The sequence below is a fragment of the Caminicella sporogenes DSM 14501 genome, assembly GCF_900142285.1.
Classification (GTDB): domain Bacteria; phylum Bacillota; class Clostridia; order Peptostreptococcales; family Caminicellaceae; genus Caminicella; species Caminicella sporogenes.
Genome location: NZ_FRAJ01000010.1, coordinates 38,656 through 60,976, shown reverse-complemented (window position 1 = coordinate 60,976; position 22,321 = coordinate 38,656). Strand labels below are relative to the sequence as shown.

The following is a 22,321-nucleotide window of genomic DNA, read 5'->3' as shown; positions in this document are numbered from 1 at the left end:
TAAATTGAAAATAACAAAAAGCCACATAAGCAAACCTTAAAAAAGGTTTTCTTATGTGGCTCTCCCATTCTCTTGCCTTTCACTATCTAGTTTTATTCACTACTAATTAAAGAATATCATTCAAAATCTTATTTGTAAAGTTATTTATATTTACAATAGATTATTTTTCTTCAGCTGCGGCAGCTTCATCACATGCTTCATTTACTTCAGCTTCTTCCCACATACGTGCTCTATCTACTGCCTTTTTCCAACCTGCATATAATTTTTCTCTTTTAGCTTCACTCATATTAGCTTCAAAAGTTCTATCTATAGCCCATTTCTTAGCTATTTCTTCCTTACTTGACCAGAACCCAACTGCCAAACCTGCAAGATATGCAGCTCCTAACGCTGTAGTTTCTATTACTTCAGGTCTGTCAACAGGTACTCCTAGAATATCTGCTTGGAACTGCATTAAGAAATTATTTGCTACTGCTCCTCCATCAACCTTAAGTGCTTTAAGCTCAATTTTTGAATCTTCCTGCATAGCCTCAAGAACGTCTCTAGTTTGATAAGCAATAGATTCAAGTGTTGCTCTTATTATATGATTTCTATTTGCTCCTCGTGTAAGTCCAACAATAGTTCCTCTAGCATACATATCCCAGTAAGGAGCTCCTAATCCAACAAATGCCGGAACTACATAAACTCCATTTGTATCTTCTACTTGTGTTGCAAAATACTCACTATCTTTTGCACTATCTATTAATCTTAACTCATCACGAAGCCACTGAACAGAAGCTCCTGCAACGAAAATACTTCCCTCAAGAGCATACTCTACTTTTCCATCTAATCCCCACGCTATAGTTGTAAGTAAACCATTTTTAGATGGAACCATCTCTTCTCCTGTATTCATTAACATAAAACATCCAGTTCCATAAGTATTCTTCGCCATACCCGGTTTATAGCAAGTTTGACCAAATAGTGCTGCCTGCTGGTCTCCAGCAATACCTGCTATAGGAATTCTAGCTCCTCCAAATGTTTTCTCATCTGTATAGCCGTAAACCTCACTTGAAGGTCTAACTTCAGGAAGCATTGAAGCAGGTATTCCAAGTTCATCAAGTATTTTTTCATCCCACTTAAGTTCCTTAATATTATAAAGCATAGTTCTAGATGCATTAGAATAGTCAGTTACATGAACTTTTCCTCTAGTCAAATTCCAAACAAGCCATGTATCAATATTTCCGAACAATAATTCACCTTTTTCAGCCTTCTCCCTTGCTCCTTCAACATTATCAAGTATCCATTTAACTTTTGTTCCTGAAAAATAAGCATCAACTACCAAACCCGTATTTTCTCTTATATAGCTTTCTAATCCTTTCTCTTTTAATTCATCACATATTCCGGCTGTTCTTCGACACTGCCAAACTATAGCATTATATATTGGTTTACCTGTATTTTTATCCCATACAACAGTTGTTTCCCTTTGATTAGTAATTCCAATAGCTGCTACTTCTTCAGGTCTAATACCTGCTGCTTCTAATACTTCTCTTGCAACTCCGCTCTGTGTTCCCCATATTTCCATTGGGTCATGCTCTACCCAACCAGCCTTCGGATATATTTGTGTAAACTCTTTTTGAGCTACTTTAACAATTTTTCCATCATGGTCAAATATAATTGCTCTTGAACTTGTAGTTCCTTGATCTAAAGCTAAAATATACCTTTTATCCATTACTTTTCTCCCCCTTGAATATTAGTATTTTAAATGAAAAAACATCACTATTATAAGTTAAATTAATCCTAAAAGTAAATATATATTCTCAACTAAAATTTCATTAAATTATAAACAAGAAAGAATAAATCCTCCTAAAGTTCCACCTATTAGTGCAAAAATTACATTTGTAAAACCCTTTTTAAAATCATCTCCAGATGCCAAAGAAGCCACAAACAAACCAACACCTGCAGCCCAAGCCATATCTATCCACGCTGAACCTGTTTGAACTATAAAACCAACACCATGATTTAAAGTCCAAGTAGTACCTACTATAAATCCTGCTGCCATCCAGCCTCCTATAGCACCCCAAGTTTCACACATTTTTCCCCAACACAATCTAATAAGAAACGGAAATATAAAAGCACCTGCAAAAGTAGTAATAACATTAGCCATAGTCATTTGCCATTTCACCCCTTTTTATAATATAAACTTTTTAAGCATTAGCTTCTTCTTTCTTAGCTAAATATACTTCAAGTTTGTACGCTGCCAATCCGCCAAATAAGCCACCTATTACTGTTACTAATAATGTAGGTAGAGATTCAATTCCTGCTTGTATTCCGCCTTCAAATATTCCTCTCATAGTACCAGTTACGCCTATACCTAAAGCCATATCTACCCATGCTCCATCATTATTATGAATACCTACATAATGATTTAAAAACCACATTGTACCAATAATTGCCAATCCTGCAAACCAACCGCCACCTATACCATATGCTTCTACAAATTTTCCCCAAACGCTCATAACAAACATACCTGCAATAGCAGTTCCAAATATCGTTCCTAAATGTTTCATTCTTTCCCTCCTAACTTTTTATTAATTAAATTTTTCCATGCTCCTATTCAAAAATAATGAAAGTATACCACCTCCACTTAAAAAATTAATTAAGAACAAAAGCGTTTTTAACGCTTTGTTTCTGCCATGATACTGCAAAAATAAATTTTAAAAAACAAACTTTTTATATTGTATTTTAAAATTTAACTCACAACTATATTATTATTTATTTTCCTTAGTTTGTAAAACGTTTTCCAAATATCTAAAAATAAACTTTATAATAAATATTATTAATGCAAGTTGTCGATTATGTTTAATTCATATAAAAATAAAACATACATATATATTCGAAAATATATAAAATATCAAAAGCTTTATATAAAATAAAAAGAGCACATAAAATAACCATATTGATAGGTTAATTTATGTGGCTCTCCAATTCTCCCGCCTATATATTATATTTTATACTTATATTTTATAACAGAATAATCTTTAAGTCAATAGTTCATTTTTCTAAATTTTCTATAAATTTTAATTTTTTACATCATCTTAATTCTCACTACCATAATAATATATAACTAATAATATTTTTATATCTTTTTCAAATTTTTGCTTTCCTCTGCAACCTTTTTCACTTCTTGTAGACAACTTCCTATAGAAGCCTGTACAACAGCACCTATACTTCCTTCAACAATTGGAGCATCTACTATAACTACATTATTTTTTAAATCTTCATCTAATAAATCTAAAGCAAGCTGTGTACTCATAATAGCACTACCCATATCAACTAGTATTAAAACTCCATCTCCACTATTTGCTTTTTTTATAGCTTCCATTATTCTAACTGCATCTGTTCCTATTCTTCCATCTTCTGTTCCTCCAGCTGCTATGACTTTAACTTCTCCTTGAGCCATCTGGCTGCACAATTCAACTACACCTTCAGCAATTTTTTCACTATGTGATACTATTACTATTCCTACCATAAATATTTCCTCCTGCTTATTTAAATTAATCTAACGTTTCTGCTATAGTTTTTATCATTAAATAACTTGAAGTTGCACCAGCATCTTGATGTCCTATACTCCTATCCCCTAAATAACTTGCTCTTCCCTTTGTAGCTTTTATTGTTTTAGTATACTCTACTCCTTCATAAGCTGCTTTAGCTGCATCTTGAAAAGCTTCTTTTAATGATTTTCCACTTTCTATAGAATTTTTAAGTACTTCATAAGCTGGAATAAGAGCATCTAACATAGTTTTTTCTCCTCTTTGTGCTTTTCCTCTCATCATTACTCCATTTATAGCTTCCTCAAACATCTTTATTATATCCTGACTGCTAAGCTCCATTTTTCCATTTACAACTGCTGATGCTTTTAAAAAAGCTGTACCATAAAGAGGTCCTGAAGCTCCTCCAACTGTTGAAATCAATGTCATAGCAGTTGTTTTAAGTATAGTTCCACAATCTTTATCTTTCAAAGAATTTAATTTCTCCTCAACAGCTTTAAATCCTTTATTCATATTTATTCCATGGTCTCCATCACCTATAGCTGCATCTAAATCAGTTAAAAACTGTCTATTTTCTTCTATTACTTTAGCAATATTATGTAGTATTTTTAATAGCATATCTCTTGTTATCATAACTCGTGCCTCCTTTTATTATAAAGCCTCAATATAAATGATTTTATAATTTTTTAAATGCAGGAGTATCTGCTTTATAATCTAGCAATTCTTTAAGTTCATCATCAAGTTTCAATACAGATATTGAAAAACCTGCCATTTCCAAAGAAGTCATATAATTTCCAACAATTGTTCTGTATATCATAAGTCCTTTTTCTCTCATCAATTTTTCAACTTCATTATTAACGATATATAATTCCATAAGTGGAGTTCCGCCTAAACCATTTATCATTACAGCAACTTCATCATTTTCTTTTAAGTCTATGTCATTAAAAATCTTATCAAGTAAATCTTTAACTATTTCACTTGCTGGTTTTATTTTTTCTCTATGTGTTCCCGGTTCTCCATGAATACCTAAACCAACTTCCATTTCATCTTCAGCTAATTCAAAACCCGGTTTGCCAGCAGCAGGTACTGTGCATGGAGTCAACGACATTCCCATAGACCTTACATTTGAAATAACCTTTTCAGCAATTCTTTTTACTTCTGAAAGATTCATACCCTTTTCAGCAGCCGCTCCTGCTATTTTATGCACAAATATTGTTCCTGCAATTCCCCTTCTACCTGTCGTCCAAGTACTATTTTCAACTGCAACATCATCATTTACAATTACACTTTCCACTTTAATACCTTCAGCTTCTGCCAATTCTCCAGCCATTTGAAAATTCATTACATCTCCAGTATAATTTTTAATTATTAATAATACTCCCTCACCATTATCAACTGCCTTTATAGCCTCAAAAACTTGGTCAGGAGTTGGAGATGTAAATACTTCTCCAGCTACAGCAGCATCTAACATACCTTCACCAACAAATCCACCATGTGATGGTTCGTGCCCACTCCCACCACCACTTACTAATGCAACCTTTTTCTTATCATGTTTATCAGCTCTAACTAAAACATTAAATCCTTCAAGTCTTTTTACATACTCCGGATGTGCCTTAACTATGCCATCAAGCATCTCATTTACTACATTTTCTGGATTATTAATAATCTTTTTCATTTTAAATCCCCCTTAAAATATATTTGAATATTAAATATTTTATTAATTTTCAGTCAAATCTTGTTTTTTAAAAAATAAATAATAAATTATCCTAATTTTCAATTTTTAACTCTTATAATAATTTTAATATAAAAAACAAAAATAAACAAATCTACATATACCAAATTTCTTCTTTGCTTGTAGATATTGCTACAGCTCCTGCTTTAAGACTTCCTATAACATCTTCCTTATCGCTAATAAGCCCACCAGCTATTATAGGAATATTAGTTGCATCATGTATTTTCTTTGTAATTTTCGGCATAATTCCCGGCATTACTTCTATTGCATCAGGTCTCGTTAAATGTACTGAATTTATACCTGTCTCCAATGATAATGAATCTAGCAAAAAAAGTCTTTGTATAACATATATGTTCATACTCTTTGCCATTTTCACTAAATTACATTTTGTAGTAATTATTCCATCAGGCTTCATATTTTCATAAATATATTTTAAAGCTGTCATATCTCTTGAAAATCCATCTAATAAGTCTATATGAACATATATATCCATATTTGCATTTTTTACTCTTTCTATAATCTGTTTTAAATTAAAAATATTACCTGTAAGCAAAAAAACTATTTCACAAGGCGAGTCAATCGCTAAATCCAATTTTTCCAAGCTATTGACAGCTGCAATTATAGGATTTGCTTCTAACTTCCTAACTAATTTTTCCCTCACACTAGTCACTCCCAAAATATAAATTTTTACTTGTCCATCTTGAAAATAAAAATAACCACACAAAATAAGCCTATAAAATAGGTTAGCTTGTGTGGCTCTCCAATTCTCCAGCCATATTTAATATTATGAATTTAATTTAATTTTATGACATATAAATTCATTAGTCAACAGATTTCAAAATCTTCTATAAATTTATTTTTTAACAAACTGCCTTTCATAATTACATTTATTTATTAAAACTAAATTTCACATAAGAAAAAAGCGATTTTTATCGCTTTTTAAATACATGAACAAAACATTAAATTTTATATACTTGTCTCTTTAAGCCATGCTTCATATCTTTCAACAGCCGCTTTTACTGCTACACATATTGCCTTCTGTGAAAGTCCATGAAACCTGTTTTGTATAATATCTATCAACTTATCTAATCCATTTTCATGAAGATTATATCCGACCATAACATCTTTTAAAAAGAGCTTAGCTTCTTCTGTAATAAGCGTACAACTTATATCTTCAATAATTCCTGTTTTTTTATTTATAACTAATCCAACACCAACTACATCTAATAATTTCGCCGCAGCTATACTATTAGGTAACTTAGCATATGAAATAAAATATACTGTATCATCTCCATATACTTTTCTCATATAGCCCTCCTAATAAGGTTACAGGTTTGTTCTCAGTTCTCAGCTCTCAGCTCCCAGCTTAATCTCTTTCCTCTAATATCTTTTTAATTTTTAATTCTTAACTCTTAACTCTCCTCTTCTTCCCTTTCTTTATAAAGATAAGTAAGAGTTAATAAACTCTCTATCAAGTGAACGTTTTCAACTATTACATCATCAGGAACCTTAAGGTCCACAGGTGCAAAGTTCCAAATAGCTGTAACTCCACATGATGTCAATCTATCAGCTATCAGCTGTGCACTCTCCTTATTAGTACAAATAATCCCTATATCTATCTGGGTCTCAGATAAAAATTCCTCTAATGTATCCATATCTTTTATTTCAATATCTCTAATCTTTAAACCAATAAGTTTAGGATTAACATCAAACATCGCTTTACATCTAAAACCAAATTTCTCAAAATTAGAATAATTAGCTAGAGCTTGTCCTAAATTACCTGCACCTATTATTATAGTATTGTATCCTCTATCAAGTCCAAGAATTTTTCCAATTTCATTGTATAATTCTTCTACATTATATCCGTATCCTTGCTGTCCAAAACCACCAAAATTATTTAAATCCTGTCTTATTTGAGAAGCTGTAAAACCTATTATTTCACTTAATTCCTTTGAAGATATTCTCTTTATATCCCTATTTAAAAGTTCATTTAAATACCTATGATATTTAGGTAACCTTCTAATAACCGCCATCGAAACTCTACTTTTTCTACTCATAACTAACTACTCCTATTCCATATATTAATTCTAATTGGATTAGAAAATTTATATTCTAGTTAGAAAAATTATAGCATCTTAAGAAAACAGTGTCAAACTTTTATCATTTTAACAATTATTATACCATTATAATCACTTATTTTCTAGACTAATTATTATTTATTATTTTATATTATACTCTTTTATATGTTAAAATATTTTAGAACAAATAACTTGTAATTCTAACTAAAATAAATAGGTGTCCAACTTTAAAATTTAATGAAAAATAAGGAAAGGCTTTAAAAACGTAAATTTTGAATATATTTTGGGGAGGAAAAAAATGATAGCACTATCATGTAGCAATATTACTAAATCTTTTGGAATTGACATGATATTAGATAACATATCCTTTACTATAAATCTTGGCGACAAAGTAGGTTTAATCGGAAAAAATGGAACAGGTAAATCAACTCTATTTAAAATCATTACAGGTCAAATCCCATATGATAAAGGCGAAATATATATAGCAAAAAATAAAACAATAGGTTATTTAAAGCAAAATCCTGACTATGACGAAAATAAAACTATATTTGACGAATGTCTCACTGTTTTTAAAGACCTTATAGAATTAGAAAAAGAAATACGAAATTTAGAAAAAAAAATTTCAGAAGCTACTGACCATGAAAGTATAGCTTTTAAAAAATTAATGGATACCTACTCTAATAAACTCGAAGAATTTAATAATAGAAATGGGTATGCATTTAAAAGTGAGATAAGAGGCGTTTTAAAAGGACTTAGCTTTACTGAAGAAGATTTCGATAAACCAATATATCAATTAAGTGGTGGTCAAAAGTCTAGACTTAATATTGCAAAGCTCCTACTAAAAAAACCAGATATACTACTTTTAGATGAACCAACAAATCATTTAGATATTGATGCAATAAGCTGGCTAGAAATTTTTCTTAAAAACTACAATGGAACACTTCTCATCATATCACATGACAGATATTTTTTAGATCAAATAGTCAATAAAATTTTCGAAATAGAAAACACTAATCTTCTAGAATGTGAAGGTAATTATACCGATTTTATCAAATACAAAAAAAGTCTATATGAATCTCAAATGAAAAAATATATAAAACAGCAAAAAGAAATAGAAAGACAAGAAGAAATTATACGAAGATTTAAACAGCACGGAACTGAAAAATTAGCTAAAAGAGCTAAAAGCAGAGAAAAAATGCTTAAAAAAATGGATATTATAGAAAAACCTATATTAAATAATGAAAGGACAAGACTTAAATTTGAAACTAAAATCAACAGCGGAAAAGACGTTTTAAAAGTAGAAAATCTATCAAAATCTTTTGGAAATACTCTTTTATTTTCAAATGTAAACTTTAATATATATCGTGGTGAAAAAGTCGGTCTTATCGGTCCAAATGGTGTTGGTAAAACTACTTTATTCAAAATCTTACTTAACAATATAGACTACAACGAAGGAAATATCAAACTAGGTCATAATGTATTTCTTGGATATTTCGATCAAGAATTAGAAAACTTAAATGAAGAAAACAACTTAATTGAAGAAATTAGCGATGCAAATCCTAAACTTTCAGAACCGGAAATCAGAAATCTCTTAGCTGCATTCTTATTTACAGGAGATGATGTATTTAAAAAAGTATCTAATCTTAGTGGTGGTGAAAAAAATCGCCTATCACTTTTAAAACTAATGTTATCAAAATCTAACTTTTTATTACTCGATGAACCCACAAATCATTTAGACTTGCCTTCTAAGGAAGTACTTGAAGATGCACTTATTGAATATAATGGTACTATACTGACAATATCTCACGACAGATATTTTCTCAATAAAATTGCGACTAAAATATTAGAATTATCTAAAGATGGTATTCATGAATATCTTGGAAATTACGATTACTACATTGAAAAAAAGAATTTACTAAATACACCAACTGAAAAAAATTCTAATAATAAAACTAAAACTCAAATTAAAGAAGAAAAAAAACGTAAAAAACAGGAAGAAGCCGAAAAGAAAAAACGAAAACAATATTTAAAAGATTTAGAAGAAAAAATTTCAAATTTAGAATCTAAAATAACTGAACTAGAAAATCTCATGTGTAAAGAAGAAATATATTCAAATCCCGAAAAAAGCAAAGAAGTTCATGATGAATTAGAATTAATAAAATCCAAATTGGAAAAACTGTATGAAGAATGGGAAGAATTTATCTAGAAAAATAAATTTTTCTAGACAATTGCTTAAAATTAAGTATAATAATAAGTGATTATTAATATGATAATGTAAGAGATTGCAAGTTCGATAAAAATAATAAAGGAGGAATATACATGGCATTTGAAAAAATTAAAGAAATTATTATCGAACAACTAGGTTTAGATGAAGACACTGAAATTACAATGGAAACTTCATTAATCAATGATTTAGAAGCTGATTCACTTGACGCTGTTGAAGTTATAATGGCAATTGAAGATGAATTCGATATTGAAATTCCTGATGAAGATGCAGAAGAATTCAAAAATATCGGTGACATTGTAAAATATGTAGAAGAAAAAATGTAGTCTGGAAATATTTCCAGACTTTTTTATTTTTCTCTACATTTCCCGGGAAATTTTATTTATTTCCCATCTATTTTCCTCTTTTTCTACAACATTTTTAAATTGTAAGTTCCAAATTTCATGTCAAATCTTTAGAGTTTTTTAACTTTTAATAAGGTAATAGATTACGGATTAGTTCTTAGCTCTCAGCATCTTTAAAGTTAGTCTTTGAGTTCTTTTAAATCCTTTAAAAATTTTTTAAGAAAGCTGTAAGCTATCAACCGGGAAATAGTTAGTGGTTAGTAGTAACAGATTTTTTAACTACTTGCTTACTAACTACTAACTAAATTATCAAGTATCTTTTTTCAATTATTAATTCTCAATTATCAATTTTCAATTCTCAATTAAATTTTATGTATACCAAAAATTAATAGTCATATTTCTTAAACTTCAAACATATAAATCTATTAAGCACATCTATACACATCAGTATCCACACATTTTCCACATAACACACAGATTTATCCACATTTATTTTACTATATTACTTATTTTCATAAGTTTTTCACATTTTCCACATTTTTATCCACAATTTTATCCAGACTGTGAACAAAATAACTATAATCTATTTTAAGTTTACATAATGCTAAAAACGTATTTTATTTCAACCAAACTTACACAGTTTTATACTCCAAGTTACAAGTTCTCAAATCAATCTTTAGTTTCTATAATTTTTAATTCCTAATTCTTAATTCAAAAAAAATCCGGTAAATAACCGGAAAAATTTTTTTATTTATCTCCCAATTTCAAATTAGGCACCGCATTTAAATACATATCAGCTCTATATCCCTTTATATAATCATAATATGCAGCACACCCTATCATAGCAGCATTATCTGTACATAATCTTAAAGAAGGATATTTAAGCTCAAAACCTTCTTCCCTACATCTAGCAGTTAAAAGCTCTCTTAATCCACTATTAGCTGCTACACCACCAGCTAAAACTATCTTTTTTACAGAACATCTTTTTGCTGCAGTTATAGTTTTATCTACAAGTACATCTATTACTGCTTGCTGAAAGCTTGCTGCAACATCTTCTACTGATATTTCAATCCCTTTTTGCCTATTATTATTTAAATAATTTAAAACAGCAGATTTTAATCCACTAAAACTAAAATCTAAACTTTTATCTTCTAAATAAGTTCTTGGAAAATTTATTGCTTCTTTATTTCCCTTTTTAGATAAATTATCTATAAGAGGCCCACCGGGATAACCTAAACCAAGTGCTCTTGCTACTTTATCAAAAGCTTCTCCAGCAGCATCATCTCTAGTTTTTCCTAAAACCTCATATACTCCATAATCCTTCATATGCACAAGATGAGTATGGCCGCCTGATACAATTAAACAAATAAAGGGAGGCTTTAACTCTTTATGTTCGATAAAATTTGCATATATATGACCTTCTATATGATTAACTCCTACTAGCGGAACATTTAAAGAATATGCTAAAGCTTTTGCAGTAGACAATCCCACAAGTAAAGCCCCAACTAAACCGGGTCCATAAGTAACACCTATCATATCTACATCTTTAAATGTTATATTTGCTTCTTCTAAAGCTTCATCTATAACACAGCTTATATTTTCTATATGCTTCCTAGAGGCAACCTCTGGAACAACTCCACCAAATTTTTTATGCAAATCTACTTGAGAAGATATTATATTTGAAAGAACTTCTCTACCATTTCTTACAACAGCCACAGAAGTTTCATCACAACTTGACTCCAAAGCTAAAGTTATTAAACTTCCTTCCATTTTTACACCTTCGCTTTCCTTTTATAAAATATACATTTTTAAAATCAAATTTTTTTCTAAACAAATAAATGGGATATTTTTTTATATATAGCTGAAGTAAATATTACTATAACTATGCCTTTAATTATATTAAAAGGCAGTATTCCATATAAAATTAGCGTTTTTAAATCTCTTATAGCTCCATTTGCTGCACTACTCCACGCTATTATCTGCTCTATAGGCATCATTTTCGCATAAAAAGGTATCAATATATAATAATTAGCCAAAGCTCCTACTATTCCCATCAAAATAATACCAAGTCCCATACCTAAAAAAGCCATTTTTCTAACTCTTTTTATTCTATACATAGTAGCTGATGGTATTACCAAAGCAATACCTATTAAAAAGTTTGCAAATTCTCCTACTCCACCTGTATCAGTTTTTATGATAAAGTGAAGTAAATTTTTAATAAACTCTACTAATATACCGCCTATAGGTCCTAATGTAAATCCAGCTACTAATGCAGGAACATCACTTAAATCAATCTTTAAAAACCCCGGAAAAAATGGCACAGGTATTTCTATAAGCATAATGATAAAAGATAAAACTGATAAAAATGATATTTTTACCATATTACTAATTTTCAATATTTCTTTAAAATTAAATATCCTTTCTTTTCTAAAATTAACTTTTTCGGACATTTTATTTTCCTCCCTATAATTCTCTCCACATAATTATGGCATCTTCATTATTTTCATAGTATTTAGGTCTTACACCACACTCTTTAAATCCAAACTTTTTATATAGATTTTGTGCAACTATATTGCTTTTTCTCACTTCTAATGTCATCTTATATATACCTATACTTTCAGCATATTCTATCATAGATTTTAATAAAAAACTTCCTAAATTCATACCTCTAAAATCTGGATGTACAGCAATATTTGTTATATGAATTTCATCAATTATAAACCACATCCCACCATAGCCAACTACTTTTTCATCATATTCAACTACAAAGTACTTAGCTAACATATTTTCTTTTACTTCTCTTTCAAAAGACTTTTTAGACCAAGGCACTTTAAAACTTTTATTTTCTATTTCTATTACTGAATCTATGTCTTTTAAATCCATCTTTCTAACATTAACTTTCTTCATCACACAAACACCTTTTCATTTTTTCTTCGTACTGCCTTTCAGCTTCTGATTTTCTAAGATATACAGGCACTATATCCAAATAACTTTTAAGCTTTGCATCTCCATTTTTTACTTTATTAAAAGCTAACTGTCCAATAGAAGAAGCTCTCTGCATTGATATATACTGCGGTGCTAATATAGCTTTATCCTTAAACTTATCTATTATATCCTTACCATATCTATTTAATCCATCACCTAAAAAAATAACTTTTTCTTTTCTTTTTAAAAGTATATCTGTTAATTCCTTTATCGTAAGCGGTGCTTCTTCTACTATATTATTTAATTTATTTTCTTCCCATTTATACACACCTGTATAAACTTGATTTCTTCTAGCATCCATTATTGGACAAATCAAATATTCAGAAAACGGAATATTACTAGCAAGCCCTTCTAAACTTGAAATTCCTATAATAGGTATATTATTAGGATGAGCAAGCCCCTTTGCAGTAGCTACTCCTATTCTTATTCCAGTAAACGAACCCGGTCCTCTCGATACAGCTATCAAATCTATATCATCCATTTTTAAATCTAACTGTTTCATGAGTTCATCTATTATAGGCATAAGTTTTTGTGAATGTGTCATAGGTGTATTAATAGTATATTCCCCTAATAATTTTTCTTCATTTATGACTGCTACTGTAGCCACAAGTGAAGAAGTATCTATAGCTAATATATTCATTCTTTATCAAGCTCCTCTAATATTTTTTTAAAGTGATTTGATGAAGGTTTAAAATAAAATTCTCTGCTATTTTCATTATCGCCTAATCTTATCTCTATCCAAAGATGCTTATTAGGAATAATTTCCTCTATTTTTGAAGCCCATTCAACTATACAAACCCCTTCTCCATAAAAATATTCTTCAAATCCTATTTCATACATTTCTTCTATATCATTTATCCTGTATACATCAAAATGATATACAGGCAGTCTTCCATTATATTCATTTATTATTGTAAACGTTGGACTTGTAACATCTTCCTCAACATCGAGTCCTCTTGCTATAGATTTTGTAAATGTAGTCTTTCCAGCTCCTAAATCTCCAGTTAAACAGACTACATCGCCTTTTTCTAATAATTTGCCTAATCTATATCCAATCTTTTTAGTTTCTTCAACACTTCTGCTTATTATTTTCCTCATTTTACACCTCTTATACATTAAAGTTTAATTATAATTAAGAATTAAAAATTATAAGAATTAAAAGACACTAGAGAATTCTTTCCTGTTACCTGTAATCTTGCGTTAGTAGCAAGTGGCAAGTAGTTAGTAGTAAAAAAATTCTTTACTACTAACAACCAACTACTTATTATCTACTATATTATATCCATTATCATAAGAGGTTACAAGATTGTCAAACTAATGTTTTCAAATATAATAAAAAAAAACCGTCTTATTCAGACAGCTTATTTTCTTCACTATATCCTATCTTTTTATAATATAAAACTATAAGTTTATCTAATTCCTGACTAATTTTTACTACTTCTTTTTCTGTAGGCTTATCAGCTTCAGACAAATGGCTTTCAAGCATTTTTCTTAAAACATCAATCTCTTTAATTAAATTTTTATTATCATCAAGTATGGACATAAAATCCCACCTTCCCAATACCCCTTAAAGCTGAAAAGACTTGTATATTAAATTTATACCATAAAAACCAGAAATTAAACAAATTTTAAAATAGTTTCAGAAAATTCAATCTTTTCATTTTTTATATACTACTTTTCCATCTATTATTGTATATAAAACTTCAGAATTTATATCAAATGGATGAACACTCCAAATAACTATATCAGCATCTTTACCTTCCTTTATACTTCCTACTCTATCATCTACTTCCATTATCTCAGCTGCATTTATTGTAATAGCCTTTAACGCTTCTTCTTCATCCATACCAGATTTTACTGCTAATGATGCACAAAGTGGCAAATATTGAAGGGGTACAACAGGACTATCTGTCATAATAGCAACTTTTACACCTGCTTTACTCAAAATACCGGGAGTCTCAAAAGTTAAATTTTTAAGTTCAAATTTTGTCCTTGTTCCAAAACTTGGTCCAACAACTGCAGCAAGATTTTCATTTTTTATATGATGAGCTATCAAATGACCTTCAGTACAATGTTCCAAAGTTATTCTCACATCAAACTCTTTAGCTATCCTAATAGAAGTTAAAATATCATCTGCTCTATGTGCATGAGCTTTAAGAGGAATTTCTTTATTTAAAACTGGTAAAAGAGCTTCCATTTTCATATCAAAGGCAGGACGTTTTGATATATCATCACCTGCTTTATCAAGCTTTCTTTTATATTCTCTTGCTTTCATAAGACTTTCTCTAAGAATTGCAGCTGTAGCCATTCTAGTCATAGGACTTAACTTTTTTTCATTATAAACTCTCTTTGGATTTTCTCCAAAAGCACATTTCATAGCCATAGGAGCTTTTACTATCATATCATCTATTCTATCTCCGTATGTCTTTATAGCAGCAAACTGTCCTCCTATAACATTTGCACTTCCCGGACCTGTAGCTACACAAGTTATGCCACCCTGTCTAGCTTCCTCAAAACTCCTATCAAGTGGATTTATTGCATCTATAGCTCTCAAATGCGGGGTTACAGGGTCAGTCATTTCATTTCCATCTGCTCCTTCAAATCCAATAGCATCTTCCCACATACCTAAATGACAATGTGCATCTATAAAACCGGGCATTACAATTTTACCTTCTGCATCAATTACCTCTACATCAAGAGGAGCTACTATATTTTCTCCTATTTCCTTTATTTTCCCATCTTCTATTAAGATACTTACTTTATTATAAACTTTACCTTCCATAGTATAAACTTTTCCATTTTTAATTAAAAGCATACTAATCCCTCCATTTTTTTCTCATATTATTAGTTCATCATAACTACTTTATTATCCTTCTTTTATACAAGAAGTTTTTCAGCTTTTTATTTACAAATTCTAAGCATTCGAATATCATTTTCAGCTCTCAGTTCTCGGTTCTCGGCTCTCAGCATCTTCAAGATTAGTCTTTGAGTTTTTTAAAGTCCTTTAAAACTTCTTTAAGAAAACTATAAGCTATTAACTGGGAACTCAGTTAGTAGTTAGTAGAAAAAATCTTTTACTACTAACTACTAACTATTTCCCAGCTCTCAGTTTATAGGGTCAATCTTTTAGGGTCTTTATAGCTCTTAACTTTTAATTTGCGTTCTTAAAAAATAAGAAGCTGGTAGCCAAAAATCAGCAAACCAGCATTTTCTACTTTATTTATCTTCATATATATTTCTACAGTTAGTTTCCTTAACTAAAAAAATAAATACAAATCCTACAACAGCAGATATAAATGCATACATAAACGCCCTTTGATAAAGCTCTACTGGAGGCAATACTCCTCCAAACTTATCAAATACTTTGCCTAACATTGGAGGCAATATGGCAGCTCCAAAGAATCCGCCTATATTTACTACAGAAGTTGAAATACCTGCTATTTCCGGTGGATTTATTTCCTTTGCACATGCCCATCCTAATACGAATGCTGGACATGTAAATCCCAATAAAAATAACAAAATCGGTAAAATAGATACAGGTGGTTTACCTCCATTTACAAATACTAAAACAGCCCACGATATAACATAAACTGCACCAAACATAATCATCGGAAGTTTTCTCTTTTTTATTCTATCTGAAAAAATACCTATAACTATACTTCCTATAGCCAATCCAAGTACTGCTGCCACCATATAGTTTGCAGCCGAAACCTTAGATATACCGTAAACATCTACTATATAAGAACGCCCCCATGTACCCGTAAGAGAAACAAAAGCTCCAAAAAATCCTGCAAATACAAAAAAGCCAGGCCAAGTTCTTGGATTTGATATAACTTTTATTAATCCCTTTACAAGTCCACTTCCTTGACTTGAAGATTTTTTTACTTCTCTGCCCTCTATTTCTGCAATTGACGGCAGTCCCATTTCTTCAGGTGTATTTCTAGCTATTAAATAACACAACACCGCAATAACAATCGATACTGCACCTATAACTGCAAATGATGTCCTCCAAGTTAAAATACCAACCATTATAGCTAAAGGAGTTTGAGCAAGTATACCTCCTAGATTTCCAACGAAAGAAGTTATCCCCGACATAGTACCAAATTCACTTTCCTTAAACCACTTAGACTGTATTTTTAAAATAGATATAAATACTACTGACACACCCAAACCTACTAATAATCTTCCAAAAAAAGCCCAAAATATACTCGGTGCATATCCAAATACTATAGAACCTATACCTGCTACCAATGTACCTATAGTAACCGTTTTACGTGCACCCAAAGAATCTGCCAACATACCTGAAGGAATCTGCATTAGCATATATGCATAAAAGTAAGTTGAACCCAAGTTGGCAAATGTAGTCCCTGTTATGTTAAAATCATTTATTAATTCATCTTTAACAACACCTACAGCTAATCTATGGAAAAATACTATTACATATGCTAGTACAAGCACTCCCCATACTGCCCAACGGTACGACATCAATTTTTTTACTCTCTGCTCATCTAAGTTTGACATCACATCTCTCCTTTCCATTTTTGAATATTAACTACATTTTATAATATTTTGAATAATTTTTCTATAATTTTTTGTAACAATTAAAAATTTTTAAGCCAAAAGTTTCAAGTATTCGAGTCAATCCTTTTCAGTTTTCGGTTCTCGGCTCTCAATTTATAGAATTAATCCTTTATAGTCTTTATAACTCTTAACTTTTAACTCTTAATTCTTAACTCTTAATTGCATTGTATTACGCTTTTTTCATACTAAGCGAAACTCTGCCCTTCTTTACATCTATATTAAGCACCCTTACTTTAATAATATCTCCAACTGAAACAATATCCATAGGATTTTTTACAAATCTTTCACTCATTTCTGAAATATGAACTAACCCATCATTTTTTATTCCTATATCCACAAATGCTCCAAAATCCGTTACATTACTTACTGTACCAGTTAAAATCATATCTGGTTTTAAATCTTCTATCTTTAAAACATCACTTCTAAAAATAGGTTTTGGCATTTCATCTCTAGGGTCTCTTCCCGGTTTTAAAAGTTCTTCAATAATATCTTTAAGTGTTAAAATGCCTATATTAAGCTGCTCACTTAATTTTTCTATTCCGTATTCTTCAATTTTCTCTTTAAGCTCTTTAAGATTGCCATTTTTAATATCTTCTAAGCTATATCCCATTTTATTAAGCATTTTCTCTGTTTCTTCATAAGATTCTGGATGTACTGCTGTACTGTCCAATACATTTTCACCATCAATTATTCTCAAAAAACCCGCTGCTTGTTCAAAAGTTGCCGGTCCAAGTCTTGAAACTTTTAAAAGCTCACTTCTATTTTTAAATTTTCCATTTTCATCTCTGTATTTTACTATATTTTTAGCAATAGATTTTGAAATACCAGCAACATATGAAAGTAATGAAACCGAAGCAGTATTAAGGTCTACACCTACACTATTAACAACATCTTCAACTACTCCAGTAAGTACTTCACTAAGTCTTTTTTGATTTACATCATGCTGATACTGCCCTACTCCTATATGTTTAGGGTCAATCTTTACAAATTCAGCTAATGGGTCTTGAAGTCTTCTTGCAATAGAAATAGCACCTCTAAGAGATACATTTATATCCGGATATTCTTCATTAGCCAATTTTGAAGCTGAATAAACAGATGCTCCTGCTTCGCTTATAATTGTATAGTAAACTTCTCTATCTATTTCTTTTATCATATCTGCCACAAATACTTCAGATTCCCTTGAAGCAGTACCATTTCCTATAGCAATTATATCTACCTTATATTTCTCTATCATATCTTTCAAAATCTCTTTAGACTTATCTACTTCATTTTGTGGAGGTGTAGGATAAACTGTAGTTGTATCCAAAAGCTTTCCTGTTTCATCTACTATGGCTATTTTACATCCTGTTCTATAAGCAGGGTCAAATCCCATAACTACTTTTCCTTTTACAGGAGACTGAAGCAATAAACTTTTGAGATTAAGTGCAAATACTTTAATAGCCTGCTCTTGTGCCTTTTCAGTAAGCATATTTCTAATTTCTCTTTCAATAGATGGAAATATAAGCCTTTTATAACTATCTTCAACAGCCATTTCAACATATTTTCTAGTAATACTATCTTGTAACATTATTTTTTTCTTTAATTTTGAAACGATTTCTTCATGAGGTGCTTCAATTTTTACTCTGAGTACCTTTTCTTTTTCTCCTCTATTTATTGCAAGTATTCTATGAGAAGGTATCTTCTTTATTTCTTCACTGTATTTATAGTACATATCATAAACTGATTCAGCTTCTTCATCTATTGCACTAGATACAAGCAGTCCTCTAGAATATACGATATTTCTTATCATTTTTCTATTCTCTGCATCATCTGATATGATCTCTGCTATAATATCCATAGCTCCCTGCAAAGCTTCATCTATGGAATTTACTTCTTTTTGCTTATTTACATACTCTTTAGCTATTTTTTCAATACTGCCCTCAAATATATTCTGCTCAAGCAAAATTTTTGCTAAAGGTTCTAATCCCTTTTCCATAGCTATAGTAGCTCTAGTCCTTCTCTTAGGTCTAAATGGTCTATATAAATCTTCTACTTCCGTAATAGTAGATGCTGATAATATCTTTTCTTTTAATTCATCTGTAAGTTTTTCTTGAGAAGCTATAGACTTTATAACCTCTTCTTTTCTCTTTTTAAGGTTTCTAAGATATGTAAGCCTATCAAAAAAATCCCTTAAAATAACATCACTGAGATTTCCCGTCTGCTCTTTTCTATAACGAGCAATAAATGGTATCGTATTACCGTCATCTATAAGCTTTATAGTATTTTTTACTTGAAATTCTTTAAGTTTAAATTCATTCATTAATTGTTTTATCACTAATTCCATTAATATCTCTCCTTTCTGATATATTGTACCACAATAAAAGAACAAATACATATTCGATGCTTTTTCAATTCTATGTTCCAAATCTTCAAATTAATGCTTAAGAGCTTTTTAATTCTTAATTTTTAACTCTTAATTTTAAACCTGCAACTTTTTACAAAAAATATTTAAGCTTATAAACAATAAAATAGACAGAGGGTCTATATATACATCTGTCCCCCTGTCATCTAAAAATTTATAATTTAATACTACATTTTAAACTTCTTAACTATATTTTGAAGTTGTGCAGACATATCACCTAGTGTACAGACTAATTCTACAATATTATGTATAGCAGCTTCCTGTTCTTGAACATTAGATAAAACTTCTTGAGTTCCTGAAGCTGTAGTCTGAGATAAATCTACTACTTGCTGAACAGCATCTTCAACTACATCCATTCCAGATGAAAGTTGTTCCATAGTTGCTGCAAAATCTTCTATTTCTTTAGCAACACTTTGTGTTTCACTTATAATTTCTTTAAAAGATTTTGTAGTATTGCTTATAACTTCTGTTCCTGTTTTTACTCTTTCTATGCTTCCTTCCATTGAAATAATAATCTTTTTACTTTCATTTTGAATTTTATTTATAAGCTCTTCAATATTTTTTGAAGCACGTGAAGATTCATCAGCAAGCTTTTTAACTTCATTTGCAACAACTGTAAAGCCCTTGCCATGTTCACCAGCTCTAGCTGCTTCAATAGAAGCATTTAAAGCAAGTAAATTAGTTTGTTCAGATATTTCCTTAATAAATCCTACTATATTTCCTATTTCTTTTATATGATTATTCAAGTTTCCAATCAATTTGCTTGAATCTAAAACTACTTTCTTTATCGATTCCATAGTTTCTACTATATCATTTATATCTTTAGCTCCTACTTCTGCTAAATTTGAAGCATGATTTGATGCCTTTAAAATTTCCATAGAATTGTCTGCCGCATTTTTAAGACTTGCTGCCATTTCCTCAATAGTTGCCTCAGCATCTGTAACACTTTCTATTTGTTTTTCCGTATTTTTAGCTACTTCTTCAATTATATTTGATATTTGAATTGAAGCTTTTGAAGACATTACAGTACTTTCTTCTAACTGCATTGAAGAAGTATTTAAATCATCTACTGTTTTATTTATATTTTTTATAAGCAAAGTAAAGCGTTCACTCATTTCATTCAAAGCTGATTGAAGTATACCTAATTCATTTTTACAATCAACCCTAACTCTCTGCGTCAAATCTCCTTCTTTTAATTTATTTGCTACTTCTGTCATATTCAAAATGGGTTTTGTAAATTTTTTAGTAAAAAATGGACTGAGCACTATTCCAAACAATATGAAAACCAAAGAAATTAAAATCGTTCTCTTAAATGCCTTTTTAGTTTCTAAAAGCACTTCATCATAATCTTTTTCTACAATAACACCCCAATTTGTAAAAGGAGCCCTATAATATCCTCCAACTACTTTTTTTCCTTCAGTATTTAAATAAATATCGCTTCCGTTTCCCTTATTTAAAAGATTTGCAACACCTTTTATCTTTTTTGCATCATATCTAGTCATAACCTTTGTATTAAATTGCTTATGAGCTATTATTATTCCTTCACCATCAACTATATATGCTAAACCAGTTTTTCCAATTTTTATATCTTTCACTAAATAATAAAGTTGATCCAATTTTAAATCTGCTGATATTACACCTATTTCACTTCCAACTCTATTTTCTATAGGATGTGCAATAGTTATAATCGGCGTATTAGTCGTTTTATCTATAAAAGCATTTGAAACATAAATTTTTCCCTTTATAGCTTCTTTAAACCAAGCTTTATCTTTATAATTTTTTCCCCTATCCCTTAAACTATAAGTTGTAGCTAATACATTTCCTTCTCTATCAGTCATGCATAAGTTTTTTATCTGTCTATTTTTAGATATAATTTTTGATAAAGTAATCGTCTTCATTGTTTCATCCATACTTTGAAAATCAATAGAATTAACTACTGTTTTTAATATATCAGCCGTACTTCTAACATACATATCCACTTGTGAAGATAAAGCCATTGCCATAGTATAATTATCATGCTTTGCTCTTTCCACAATGTTACTTTTATCTTTAAAATAATTTATAACACCTATTGAAGAAATGGAAATAAGTAATATAATTACAATAATAGAAGAAATCTGAAGTCCTATCTTTTTATTAAATTTACTATTTTTTAATTTTCCAGTTTTCTTCTCTTTTTTGTTTTGATTAGTACCTTTTTTTAAATTCTCTGTCTTAATCAATTCTACAGATTACCTCCTTTTGATAGATTTATAAAAACATACTGCAAATAAAAAAATATGTATATATAATAAATTCTACACGAGTCATAAAAATTCCTCTTAAAAAACAAGTCTTTTCATAAATTTATTAAATATATAAAAAAAATTTTAAGTTGCAAGTTTCATATTTAAAATTGCAAAATCCAGCGTTAAAATTTTATCAATAATATTTAAAAAAGAACAGAAAGAAT

At 29.9% G+C, this 22,321-nt stretch carries 21 protein-coding genes; 2 read left to right on the top strand and 19 right to left on the bottom strand.

Annotated features, from left to right (window positions below):
- Nucleotides 1–160 precede the first annotated feature (160 nt).
- The 9 genes from glpK to BUA90_RS06860 all read right to left on the bottom strand — a co-directional run bounded on the left by glpK (nucleotide 161) and on the right by BUA90_RS06860 (nucleotide 7,313).
- The gene (gene glpK / locus BUA90_RS06900; protein ID WP_072966970.1) at nucleotides 161–1,705 is read right to left on the bottom strand and encodes a glycerol kinase GlpK; all 1,545 of its coding nucleotides are present in this window, start codon (nucleotides 1,703–1,705) and stop codon (nucleotides 161–163) included.
- A gap of 108 nt (nucleotides 1,706–1,813) precedes the next feature.
- On the bottom strand, nucleotides 1,814–2,146 hold the full coding sequence (locus tag BUA90_RS06895; RefSeq protein ID WP_072966968.1) for a Lin0368 family putative glycerol transporter subunit: 333 nt from the start codon (nucleotides 2,144–2,146) through the stop codon (nucleotides 1,814–1,816).
- 34 nt (nucleotides 2,147–2,180) lie between these two features.
- Nucleotides 2,181–2,543, bottom strand: coding sequence for a Lin0368 family putative glycerol transporter subunit (locus BUA90_RS06890; RefSeq protein WP_072966966.1), 363 nt, complete (start codon nucleotides 2,541–2,543; stop codon nucleotides 2,181–2,183).
- A gap of 569 nt (nucleotides 2,544–3,112) precedes the next feature.
- Nucleotides 3,113–3,505 (bottom strand): dihydroxyacetone kinase phosphoryl donor subunit DhaM, encoded by a 393-nt coding sequence (gene dhaM, locus BUA90_RS06885; protein WP_072966964.1) that lies wholly within the window; start codon nucleotides 3,503–3,505, stop codon nucleotides 3,113–3,115.
- Between the two features lie 25 nt (nucleotides 3,506–3,530).
- Nucleotides 3,531–4,157, bottom strand: coding sequence for a dihydroxyacetone kinase subunit DhaL (gene dhaL, locus BUA90_RS06880; protein WP_072966963.1), 627 nt, complete (start codon nucleotides 4,155–4,157; stop codon nucleotides 3,531–3,533).
- Between the two features lie 43 nt (nucleotides 4,158–4,200).
- Nucleotides 4,201–5,199, bottom strand: coding sequence for a dihydroxyacetone kinase subunit DhaK (dhaK, locus tag BUA90_RS06875; RefSeq protein ID WP_072966961.1), 999 nt, complete (start codon nucleotides 5,197–5,199; stop codon nucleotides 4,201–4,203).
- Nucleotides 5,200–5,350: 151 nt separating this feature from the next.
- Nucleotides 5,351–5,917 carry a glycerol-3-phosphate responsive antiterminator gene (locus BUA90_RS06870; RefSeq protein WP_072966959.1) on the bottom strand — a complete coding sequence of 189 codons (567 nt, stop codon included), beginning with the start codon at nucleotides 5,915–5,917 and terminating at the stop codon, nucleotides 5,351–5,353.
- A 305-nt stretch (nucleotides 5,918–6,222) separates the two neighbouring features.
- Nucleotides 6,223–6,564 (bottom strand): DUF3870 domain-containing protein, encoded by a 342-nt coding sequence (locus BUA90_RS06865; RefSeq protein ID WP_072966957.1) that lies wholly within the window; start codon nucleotides 6,562–6,564, stop codon nucleotides 6,223–6,225.
- Between the two features lie 104 nt (nucleotides 6,565–6,668).
- The gene (locus BUA90_RS06860) at nucleotides 6,669–7,313 is read right to left on the bottom strand and encodes a redox-sensing transcriptional repressor Rex (protein ID WP_072966955.1); all 645 of its coding nucleotides are present in this window, start codon (nucleotides 7,311–7,313) and stop codon (nucleotides 6,669–6,671) included.
- 319 nt (nucleotides 7,314–7,632) lie between these two features.
- Between BUA90_RS06860 and BUA90_RS06855 the strand changes: the two genes are divergently transcribed.
- Both BUA90_RS06855 and acpP read left to right on the top strand, forming a co-directional pair.
- Nucleotides 7,633–9,540 carry an ABC-F family ATP-binding cassette domain-containing protein gene (locus BUA90_RS06855; protein WP_072966953.1) on the top strand — a complete coding sequence of 636 codons (1,908 nt, stop codon included), beginning with the start codon at nucleotides 7,633–7,635 and terminating at the stop codon, nucleotides 9,538–9,540.
- Between the two features lie 113 nt (nucleotides 9,541–9,653).
- Complete coding sequence (gene acpP, locus BUA90_RS06850; protein ID WP_072966951.1) at nucleotides 9,654–9,884, top strand: acyl carrier protein; 231 nt, start codon at nucleotides 9,654–9,656, stop codon at nucleotides 9,882–9,884.
- Between the two features lie 765 nt (nucleotides 9,885–10,649).
- Here the strand turns inward: acpP and tsaD are convergent.
- The 10 genes from tsaD to BUA90_RS06800 form a co-directional block, all read right to left on the bottom strand.
- The gene (tsaD, locus tag BUA90_RS06845) at nucleotides 10,650–11,672 is read right to left on the bottom strand and encodes a tRNA (adenosine(37)-N6)-threonylcarbamoyltransferase complex transferase subunit TsaD (RefSeq protein ID WP_072966949.1); all 1,023 of its coding nucleotides are present in this window, start codon (nucleotides 11,670–11,672) and stop codon (nucleotides 10,650–10,652) included.
- A 56-nt stretch (nucleotides 11,673–11,728) separates the two neighbouring features.
- The gene (locus BUA90_RS06840) at nucleotides 11,729–12,352 is read right to left on the bottom strand and encodes an ECF transporter S component (RefSeq protein ID WP_072966947.1); all 624 of its coding nucleotides are present in this window, start codon (nucleotides 12,350–12,352) and stop codon (nucleotides 11,729–11,731) included.
- 13 nt (nucleotides 12,353–12,365) lie between these two features.
- Entirely contained in the window at nucleotides 12,366–12,809 is a 444-nt protein-coding gene (rimI, locus tag BUA90_RS06835; protein WP_072966945.1) for a ribosomal protein S18-alanine N-acetyltransferase, read from the bottom strand.
- Nucleotides 12,796–13,527 (bottom strand): tRNA (adenosine(37)-N6)-threonylcarbamoyltransferase complex dimerization subunit type 1 TsaB, encoded by a 732-nt coding sequence (gene tsaB, locus BUA90_RS06830; RefSeq protein ID WP_072966943.1) that lies wholly within the window; start codon nucleotides 13,525–13,527, stop codon nucleotides 12,796–12,798. The genes rimI and tsaB overlap by 14 nt, the downstream gene beginning before the upstream one ends.
- On the bottom strand, nucleotides 13,524–13,985 hold the full coding sequence (gene tsaE / locus BUA90_RS06825) for a tRNA (adenosine(37)-N6)-threonylcarbamoyltransferase complex ATPase subunit type 1 TsaE (RefSeq protein WP_072966941.1): 462 nt from the start codon (nucleotides 13,983–13,985) through the stop codon (nucleotides 13,524–13,526). Before tsaE ends, tsaB begins: the two co-directional genes overlap by 4 nt.
- 250 nt (nucleotides 13,986–14,235) lie before the next feature.
- Nucleotides 14,236–14,430, bottom strand: a complete 195-nt coding sequence (locus BUA90_RS06820) for an aspartyl-phosphate phosphatase Spo0E family protein (RefSeq protein WP_072966939.1) — start codon at nucleotides 14,428–14,430, stop codon at nucleotides 14,236–14,238.
- Between the two features lie 114 nt (nucleotides 14,431–14,544).
- Nucleotides 14,545–15,702 carry an amidohydrolase gene (locus BUA90_RS06815; protein ID WP_072966937.1) on the bottom strand — a complete coding sequence of 386 codons (1,158 nt, stop codon included), beginning with the start codon at nucleotides 15,700–15,702 and terminating at the stop codon, nucleotides 14,545–14,547.
- A gap of 401 nt (nucleotides 15,703–16,103) precedes the next feature.
- Nucleotides 16,104–17,408: an MFS transporter gene (locus BUA90_RS06810; RefSeq protein ID WP_094756780.1), complete on the bottom strand. Its 1,305-nt coding sequence runs from the start codon at nucleotides 17,406–17,408 to the stop codon at nucleotides 16,104–16,106.
- Between the two features lie 229 nt (nucleotides 17,409–17,637).
- Entirely contained in the window at nucleotides 17,638–19,791 is a 2,154-nt protein-coding gene (locus BUA90_RS06805; RefSeq protein WP_072966932.1) for a Tex family protein, read from the bottom strand.
- Between the two features lie 245 nt (nucleotides 19,792–20,036).
- Nucleotides 20,037–22,091 carry a methyl-accepting chemotaxis protein gene (locus tag BUA90_RS06800; RefSeq protein WP_072966930.1) on the bottom strand — a complete coding sequence of 685 codons (2,055 nt, stop codon included), beginning with the start codon at nucleotides 22,089–22,091 and terminating at the stop codon, nucleotides 20,037–20,039.
- Nucleotides 22,092–22,321 lie beyond the last annotated feature (230 nt).